Origin of the sequence: Saccharopolyspora sp. NPDC002686 (genome assembly GCF_040295745.1) — a bacterium.
GTDB lineage: Bacteria > Actinomycetota > Actinomycetes > Mycobacteriales > Pseudonocardiaceae > Saccharopolyspora > Saccharopolyspora oryzae.
Genome location: NZ_JBEOVY010000032.1, coordinates 26,974 through 35,482 on the forward strand (window position 1 = coordinate 26,974; position 8,509 = coordinate 35,482).

Below are 8,509 nucleotides of genomic sequence, written 5' to 3' on the forward strand. Positions count from 1 at the left end.
ACCGCGACCGTCACCGCTCGACGCCGACGATCGACAGGTCGATGCTGCCGAAGAAGTACCCCACCTGCGCGTTGCGGACCTTCGAGCCGACCACGCTGTTGGTGAAGGTGCGCACCAGCGGGACCAGCGGGTAGGACTGCATGGACCGGTCGAACAGGGTCGCCCACTTCTCGCCCAGCTCCTGGCTCGACCCGTTCTCGCCGCGGAGCCGGTACATCTCGCCGGAGATCTCCGGGTCGTAGTACCGCGGGATGTTGGAGAAGCCGTAGGTCTTGCCGTCCAGGCTCGGCCCCACGTTCGGGTCGACGGTGGTGCGCACGGAACCGCTGTCCGCGCCACCGCACCAGCCGCTGCGGGCGATGTCCGGCATCTGGTCACCGGCCAGCGTCGTGTAGTAGTTGGCGGCCGGGATCGGACGCAGCTGCACGTCGATCCCGAGCGCCTTGAGGTCCTGCTGCAGCACGGTGCCGACGTTCTTGTACCGGGTGCTGGAGTCGGCGTAGCCGTACACCAGGGTCTTGGGGACTTCCTTGCCCGCCAACAGCTTCTTGGCCTCGTCCAGCTTCGGCGCGCCCGCCGGGTCCAGGTCGGTGTGCTGCTCGACGTACCCGCGCTGGGCCGGGTTGATGTAGGACTGGGCCAGCTTGCCGAACCGGGCTCCGCCGTACTGCAGCTGGATCGCGTTCCGGTCGATGGCCAGCGCGATCGCCTTGCGCACCTGCGGATCCGGGATCGTCTCGGTGTTGAAGTCCAGCACGTCCGTGCAGCCCAGCAGACCTGCCGCGGTGCGGGCCTTGATCTCGGGTTCGTTGAGCTTGGCCGCGTCGGAGGCCTGCAGGCCGCCGTTGCTGTCCAGGGTGATCGCCGTCGGATCCGAGTCGGCGATCAGCTGCTGGCTGATGGTGGCCTGGGCGGTGGACAGGGTGAAGGTGAAGGTGTCCGGCAGGGCGGGCCGGTTCGGATCGGTGGCCGGGTCCCACTGCTCGTTGCGGACCAGCTTCATCGAGCGGCCGCGGTCGTAGGACTCGATCTTGTACGGGCCCGAGGAGACCGGGTGGGCGGTGTAGTCGAGCTTGTCGTCCTTCGCCTGCGGCACCGGCGCCGTGTTCGACCGCGAGACCAGGGCCGGGAACTCGGCGAACGGCTGCTTGAGGTGGAAGACGACGGTGCTGTCGTCCGGGGTGTCGATCGCCTTGAAGTCCCCGCCGGTGTACGGACCCTTGTACCCGTCGTCGGCGAGGGCGGAGTTGAGCTCCTGCGGTGCCTGCGTGTAGACGTCGCGGGCGTAGGTGCGCTCGACGCCGTACTTGATGTCCTTGCTGGTGATCGGCGTGCCGTCCTCGAACTTCAGCCCCTTCTTCAGGGTGTAGGTCCAGGTGAGGCCGTCGGCGGAGGGCGTGCCCAGGTCGGTCGCCAGGTCCGGCACGATGGTCGGCGGCTGGCCGGCCGTCTCCTTGGCCATGGTCAGTGTGCGGTAGTACAGCTGACCCACGTTGGCGGTCTGCACGTAGTTGCTGTTGCCGGGGTCCAGGGTCTGGAAGTCCGAGGACATCAGGACGTTGATGTTGCCGCCCCGGGTGGTGTAGCCCTCCGCGATCTTCACCGGGGCGAAGGCGTCGTCCGCCGGTCCCGAACCTGCGCCGGGGGCGGGCTTTTCACCGCTGCACGCGGTCAGGGCCAGTCCGGTGGTCACCGTCAGGGCGAGCGCCACCGTGGTGCTTCGTCTCACTGCGTCTCCTCGCGGATGGGAAGGGGTGGATCAGCTTCGGGAGGACTTGGGGTCCAACGCATCCCGGACCGCGTCGCCGAGGAGGTTGAACGCCAGCACGGTGATCACCAGCGCACCGGCCGGGACGGCCAGGAACCACGGGTCGGACAGGTACCAGTTCCCCTCCTGGGCGGCGTTGAGCATCTGGCCCCACGACGGGGTGGGGTCCTTGACGCCGACTCCGAGGAACGAGAGCGCCGCTTCCGCGGTGATGTTGATGGGGATCATCATCGTCGCGTAGACCAGCACGACCCCCATCACGTTCGGGATGATCTGCCGGAAGATGATGCTCCGGTGGGAGGCCCCGTAGGCCTTCGCGGCCTCGACGAACTCCTGCTCCCGGATCGAGAGCACCTGGCCGCGCACGACCCTGGCCAGGTACGCCCAGCCGAAGAAGCCGAGGATGATCACCAGCGAGGCGATCGGCACCAGGCTGCCCGTGTCGAGGGCGGTGCCGTGCAGCCGGGACTGCATGATCGGGGTCAGGGACAGCACCAGCAGCAGGTGCGGGAACGCCAGGAACAGGTCCATCACGCGGCTGATCGCCATGTCGACCTTGCCGCCGAAGTACCCGGCGGCAGCGCCGAGCACGGTGCCCAGCACCACGGACACCACTGTGGACAGCAGCGCGATGGTCAGCGAAACCCTTGCGCCGTAGGCCATTCGAGCGAAGATGTCGCGCCCCAGCCCCGGCTCCAGCCCGAGCCAGTGCTCAGCGGACGGGTAGCGGTAGTACTGCAGGGGCAAACCCGGCTCGTAGAAGTTGTCCAGGAAGTCCGGCCCGATCCGGGTGGTGAACGGGTCCGAGCCCTCGATGGCCACCAGCACCGGGGCCAGGGCCGCGAACAGCACCATCAGGACCACCACGGCCAGCGAGCCGATGGCGATCCGGCTGCGCCGGATCCGGAGCCACGCCGTGCTCAGCAGCGACCGCGCACTGGCGATCTCGCCCGCCGCCTCCGCAGCCGCGGAGTCCGGTGGAGGCAGGGTGGAGACCTGTCCGCCAGCGCTGGCGCGACGCTGTCGACTCGGCGACTCGTGCGGATCCGGCATGTCGATCCTCGGTAGCTCAGAGGTGCGAGGTGAAGCGACGGTACATCAAGAAAAGCACCCTGTATACCAAAATTTTGCGGACACCCGAGGGCGCTGACGCCGACCAGCCGGACAACCAAAAGTACCGTCATTACGGCAAATAAACCGATTCAAGACCACCACAGGAAGGGGTTGTCCAGACCTGGACGACTACCCGACCAGGAGCCTGGACCACCCACTCTCGCGCGATGGTATACCCAAAAGTCGCGTCGATGAAGACGGCGATGCGGCGAACCGACGTCACGCCGCGAGGTGGTTCTTCACCACCTCGCCGTTGCGCACGATCAGCGGCAGCCGGTGTTCGGGATCGGTGAGCACACCGATGTCCTCGAGCGGGTTGCCGTCGACGACCAGGAGGTCGGCCGCGGCGCCGGGCACGATCTCGCCGATCTCGCCCACCATCCCGGCGATCTCCGCGCCGGTGGTCGTGGCCGCGCGGATGATGTCCACCGGCTTCTGCACCCGGGCCCGGAGGCTGAACTCCGACAGCTGGTGGTCGTGCAGTTCGCCGTGCAGGTCCGTGCCGTAACCGATCTTGAGCCCGGCCCGGTCCGCCAGTTCCAGCGCGTGCAGGCCCGCGTCGATCACCTCGTCGACCTTCCGCCGCTTCTCCTCGGACAGCGCGTGCGGCGCGTCGTCCCGGGTCAACGCGTGGTAGGTGGCCAGCGTCGGCACGTAGAAGGCCTGGTGCTGCTGGAAGAGCTCGATGCTCGACTCGTCGATCAGGTTGCCGTGCTCGATGGTGCGAACCCCGCAGCGCAGCGCGCGGTTCACCGCCTCGGCCGTGTAGGCGTGCCCGGCCACGTAGCGGTGCGCGAGGTTCGCCTCGTCGACCGCCGCGCGGATCTCCGGCTCCGAGTACCCGAGCGAATCGATGCGCATCGAGGACACCACGCTGCCGCTCACGGTCAGCTTGATGTGGTGCGCGCCGAGCGCCATCTGCTCGCGGATCGCCCGCCGCAGTTCGATTTCGCCGTCGCAGATCCGGGTCAGGCCGTGCCCGCCGGTCGGCGCGATGATCGGGCCGCCGAACAGCACGCGCGGCCCGCGGAACAGGCCCTCCGCCACCGCGCGCGCCACGCCGTGATCGGCACCGCCCATGTCCCGGACCGTGGTGAAGCCGCGCATCAGCATCTGGTCCAGCAGCTTCCCGACCCGGGCCGCGGCGTAGTACGGCGACCACGACTTCAACTCCGCGAAGTCCGCGCTCACCTGCGTCACGTGGGTGTGCGAATCGATCAGGCCGGGCATCAGAACCCGCCCGCGCACGTCGATCTCCGGTGCACCGCCGGTCCGGACCGGCTCGGTGGTGACCTCCGCGATCCGGCCGCCGGCCACCACCACCGAGCGATCCGGCAACAGCTCACCGGAGCGGGGCTCCAGCACCGCCGCGTTGCGGAACAAGATTCGCGAGGTCACTCCTGCATCTCCTCCTGCTGGGCGCCGCGCGGGGGCGCGGCGGTTCCGGTCAGTTCTTCCAACGTGCGGCCGCTGGTGCTGACGCCGAACACCAGCACGGCCAGCGCACCTGCCACGAGCGCGCCGGTCACCATCGCGAAAACCCCGCCGAAGCCGATCGACGCGTAGAACGCGCCGATGATGATCGGTGCCGCGATGCCGCCGATCCGGCCGAACGCCGAGGCCGCTCCGGTGCCGGTCGCCCGCACGCTCGTCGGGTAGACCTCGGGGCTGTAGGCGTAGAGCGCCGCGTAGGTGCCGTTCATGAAGAACGACAGCAGCGCACCGAAGATCAGCACCTGGGAGTCGCCGCCGCCCTGCGACAGCAGGAAGGCCGCGACCGCACCGCCGATCAGGTAACCGGCGATGGTCCGCTTGCGGTCCAGCCGCTCGCTCAGGTACGCCGCCGAGTAGTACCCCGGCACCTGGGCGGTGGTGATCAGCAGCGAGTAGCCGAAGCTCTTCGACATCGTCATGCCCTGCTGCACCAGCAGCGATGGGATCCACGTGAAGAACCCGTAGAAGGCGAAGGTGAGGCTGATCCACAGCAACCACAGCACGGCGGTGCGCCCGGCCATCCCACCCCGCCACAACCCGGCGATGCGACGTGCCACGCCCGTCGGCTCCGGGGCCTTCGCCACCTCCGGCGCGGGCGGCGCGGAGACCGGCGGCAGCGGCTTTCCGGTGGCCCGCTCGACCCGGGATTCCATTTGCGCCACAACGGTTTCGGCGTCGTCCAGCCGTCCCTGCTCGATGAGCCAGCGCGGGGATTCGGGCAGCGCGCGGCGCCACCACAGCAGCATCAGCAGCGGTGCTGCGGTGACCAGCTGCGCCACCCGCCAGCCGTCCGGGAACGCCGGGACGAACAGGCTGCCCAGCAGCGCCGCCGCGATGTAGCCGAGCGAGAAGAACCCGGCGATGGAGCCGACGAACAGGCCGCGGGCCCGCCCCGGGACGAACTCGGACATGAACGCCGGGATGATCGCGGCCTCGGCGCCCACCCCGATCCCCGCGATCAGCCGGGCCCCGAAGAAGAAGAGCCAGTTCGGCGCGAAGGCGGCCGCGATCGTGGCCACGCAGTACACGACCAGCGCGTACATCATGATCCGCCGCCGCCCGAGCGCATCGCCGGCCAGTCCGGCCGACAGCGCGCCGATCATGATCCCGATCAGCAGCGCACTGCCCAGCAGCCCGGTCTGCCAGGACGCGAGCCCCCACAGCGGAGTCACCGCCGGGAGGAGGTAGGACACCAGCGAACCGTCCATGCCGTCGAAGGCGATCCCGAGACCGCCCATGAACATCAGCCTGAAGTGCGGGCGGGAAACCGGGAGTCGTTCGAGGCGGGCCAGCAGGGCGGGTCCGCTCGTCGAGGTTCTGGCCGACATGGCACCTCCCCTCGAAGCCCCTGCCGGGCTTCGACGAGAACGAACGATAACTGCACGCATATGTGCAAACAAGGGTCGATGCATGTCTTTATGCATAAGGTCGAGGCGCGGTGCGCAACCGGCCCCGGAATCCGGTACGACTGGAGGGCCGCGGTGGAGACCATCGAGAACACGCCATCCCAACAGCCCCGGTCGGCGAAATTGGGAGGCCAGGCGCTGTCCGCACCCGGGTTCTCGGCCTGTGTCAGGCTACGGGCATGGCTCTGCCTCATGATGATGTTGATCCCGGTGGCCTGCTCGAGTACTCGGTGGTGTTCACCGACTACTCGCTGAACCACATGTCCCAGCGCTTCGTGGGGGTGATGCAGGGCATCGTCGATGTCCTGCGCACCACCTACCGAGCGCACAGCGTCGCGGTGGTACCCGGAGGTGGCACCTACGGCATGGAGGCCGTCGCCCGCCAGCTGGCGACCGGTCGCCGCTGCCTCGTGGTGCGCAACGGGCTCTTCTCCTACCGCTGGTCGCAGATCCTCGAAATGGGCGCGATCGCCCAGGAACACGCGGTGTGCCGGGCACGACCGGCCGATTCGTCGCACCAGGCCCCGTGGCACCCGGCGCCGATCGACGAGGTCGTCGCGACCATCCGCGAGCAGCGGCCCGAGGTGGTCTTCGCGCCGCACGTCGAGACCGCCGCGGGCATGGTGCTGCCGGACGACTACGTCCGCCGCCTCGCCGAGGCCACCCACGAGGCCGGCGGCCTGCTGGTCCTGGACTGCATCGCCTCCGGGGCGCTCTGGGTCGACATGACCGACCTCGGCGTCGACGTCCTGCTGAGCGCGCCGCAGAAGGGCTGGAGCGGCTCCCCCTGCGCCAGCTACGTCATGCTCAGCGAGGCCGGCCGGGCCGCGGTCGAGGCCAGCACGTCGACGAGCTTCGCCGCCGACCTGAAGAAGTGGCTGTCGATCGCCGACGCCTACACGCAGGGCCAGACCCCGTACCACGCGACCATGCCGACCGACACCCTCGCGCACAACCTTGAGCTCATGCTCGCGACCCGCGACCGCGGACTCGAGGATCTCCGCGCTGCACAAGTCGACCTCGGCAGCCGAGTGCGGGCGCTCCTCGCCGAGCACGGGCTCCCCTCGGTCGCCGCCGACGAGTTCGCCGCCGCCAGCGTGGTCGTCGTCCACACCGACGACCCGGAGCTGCGCAGCGGTGCCGCCTTCAAGAAGGCCGGTATCCAGATCGCAGCCGGGGTGCCGCTGCACTGCGACGAGCCGGCCGATTTCTCCACCTTCCGGATCGGCCTGTTCGGACTCGACAAGCTCGGCGACGTCGAGGGCACCCTGGCCCGGCTCCAGACCGGGTTGGACAAGGCCAGCCGCTGACGGCGATACCGCGGAGCGGTGCGGTGGGGTCACCTGGCTCCCCCGCACCCTCCCGGTCCACCGCCCGCGGATGCACCACAAGAGCCTGAGAACATCGGCGGGTTCTACGATTCCCCAGCGTCCACTGTGGTCGGTTCTAGGACACCGACGGTGTGCTCCGAGGCAGCGGCCCTCTGTTCACCGCCGGAACAACATCCGCACGCACAGCTGCAAGCAAATGTCGATGCATGCCTTCATGCATCAGGGCAGAATGGCGGCATGACCGGTGAGAGCGCCACCGTCGCGCAGTGGCTCGACGACCTGATCTCGGGGACGCGGCTGGGCCCCAAAGCGGCGCGGGTCCGCGACGTCCTGGCCACCCAACCGACGTACTGCTCGTACGCCACCGCGGCCGAGGTCGCCGAACGCGCCGAGGTGAACGGGGCGACCGTGGTCCGCTTCGCCCAGACGCTCGACTACCCCGGATGGCCGCAGCTGCAAGCAGATCTGCGCGGCGTCTACCTGGCGCACCGCTACGAGCAGCCCGCCTCACCGGGCGACGGCAGCATGCTGGCATCGGCGTTCGCCCGCGACGCGGAGAACCTCCGGTCCCTGGAGCACTCCTTCGACTTCCCCACCGCCCGGTCCGTGGTGGCGGCGATCCGGGCTGCGCGGCGAACGCTCGTCGTCGCCTCCGGAACCCACGCGGTCGCCGCCTCGGCGTTCGCGCTGCTGGCCGAGAGCCGCGGCCTGCCCGTGGCCCACGAGGACCGCGGCGGCCCGCAGCTGGCCAATGCCCTCGCTTCGCTGACCGACCAGGACTGCCTGGTGGCGTGGAGCTTCTGGCAGCACTACCGGGAAACCGTCGCCGCCGTCCGGCTGGCGCGGGCGGCCGGCGCCGCGACCTGCGTCATCACCGACACCCACAAGTCCCCCGCGGCACGAGCCGCCGACCACGTGCTCGTCATCCCGACCGAAGGGGTCGCGAACCTGCAGTCCATGACCGCGGCGACCAGCGTCGCCTACGGGCTGGCGGCGGAACTGGCCGCCGGAAACCCGGAGCGGAGCCAGGAAGCAGCACAGCGGGTGGACTCCGTGTGGCGCGGACTGCAGCTGTTCTCCGAAGAATCCGGGTGAGCGGTGGTTCCCGGAACTGTCAGCCGCCGGTCCCCTGCTCGTCGCGGGAGATGTGGACCTCGGCGATGAGGGCGTCTTCTGCCACGCCGGACAGTGCTTCTCCTTCGGCGACCGCAAGTCCGAGCCTTGGCAGTTCGACATCGCCGATCGCCAGCCGGCCGGCTGCCAGGAGCACCGATCGGACACCCGCGGGCCAGGTGACCTCGCCATGGCACCGCCGCACGCGGACCTCGCCGCGGCAACGCCCGCGTGCCGTCATCTGTTGCCCCTTTCCGTGGATCGAGCGGTGGGATCAGCCCCAC

At 69.4% G+C, this 8,509-nt stretch carries 7 protein-coding genes; 2 read left to right on the top strand and 5 right to left on the bottom strand.

Annotated elements, in window-relative coordinates:
- Positions 1–10 precede the first annotated feature (10 nt).
- The 4 genes from ABTZ89_RS06820 to ABTZ89_RS06835 form a co-directional block, all read right to left on the bottom strand.
- The gene (locus ABTZ89_RS06820; RefSeq protein WP_351041104.1) at positions 11–1,729 is read right to left on the bottom strand and encodes an ABC transporter substrate-binding protein; all 1,719 of its coding nucleotides are present in this window, start codon (positions 1,727–1,729) and stop codon (positions 11–13) included.
- A gap of 30 nt (positions 1,730–1,759) precedes the next feature.
- On the bottom strand, positions 1,760–2,821 hold the full coding sequence (locus tag ABTZ89_RS06825) for an ABC transporter permease (protein WP_351041107.1): 1,062 nt from the start codon (positions 2,819–2,821) through the stop codon (positions 1,760–1,762).
- Between the two features lie 279 nt (positions 2,822–3,100).
- The gene (locus ABTZ89_RS06830; RefSeq protein WP_270946592.1) at positions 3,101–4,279 is read right to left on the bottom strand and encodes a metal-dependent hydrolase family protein; all 1,179 of its coding nucleotides are present in this window, start codon (positions 4,277–4,279) and stop codon (positions 3,101–3,103) included.
- Positions 4,276–5,703: an MFS transporter gene (locus ABTZ89_RS06835; protein ID WP_351041111.1), complete on the bottom strand. Its 1,428-nt coding sequence runs from the start codon at positions 5,701–5,703 to the stop codon at positions 4,276–4,278. The genes ABTZ89_RS06830 and ABTZ89_RS06835 overlap by 4 nt, the downstream gene beginning before the upstream one ends.
- A 257-nt stretch (positions 5,704–5,960) precedes the next feature.
- Here ABTZ89_RS06835 and ABTZ89_RS06840 point away from each other — a divergent pair, with 257 nt between their 5' ends.
- Together ABTZ89_RS06840 and ABTZ89_RS06845 are read left to right on the top strand one after the other, a co-directional pair.
- Positions 5,961–7,091, top strand: a complete 1,131-nt coding sequence (locus ABTZ89_RS06840; RefSeq protein ID WP_270946594.1) for a pyridoxal-phosphate-dependent aminotransferase family protein — start codon at positions 5,961–5,963, stop codon at positions 7,089–7,091.
- 258 nt (positions 7,092–7,349) lie between these two features.
- The gene (locus ABTZ89_RS06845; protein ID WP_351041114.1) at positions 7,350–8,207 is read left to right on the top strand and encodes a MurR/RpiR family transcriptional regulator; all 858 of its coding nucleotides are present in this window, start codon (positions 7,350–7,352) and stop codon (positions 8,205–8,207) included.
- A 19-nt stretch (positions 8,208–8,226) separates the two neighbouring features.
- Here the strand turns inward: ABTZ89_RS06845 and ABTZ89_RS06850 are convergent, their stop codons facing one another.
- The gene (locus ABTZ89_RS06850; RefSeq protein WP_351041117.1) at positions 8,227–8,382 is read right to left on the bottom strand and encodes a hypothetical protein; all 156 of its coding nucleotides are present in this window, start codon (positions 8,380–8,382) and stop codon (positions 8,227–8,229) included.
- Positions 8,383–8,509 lie beyond the last annotated feature (127 nt).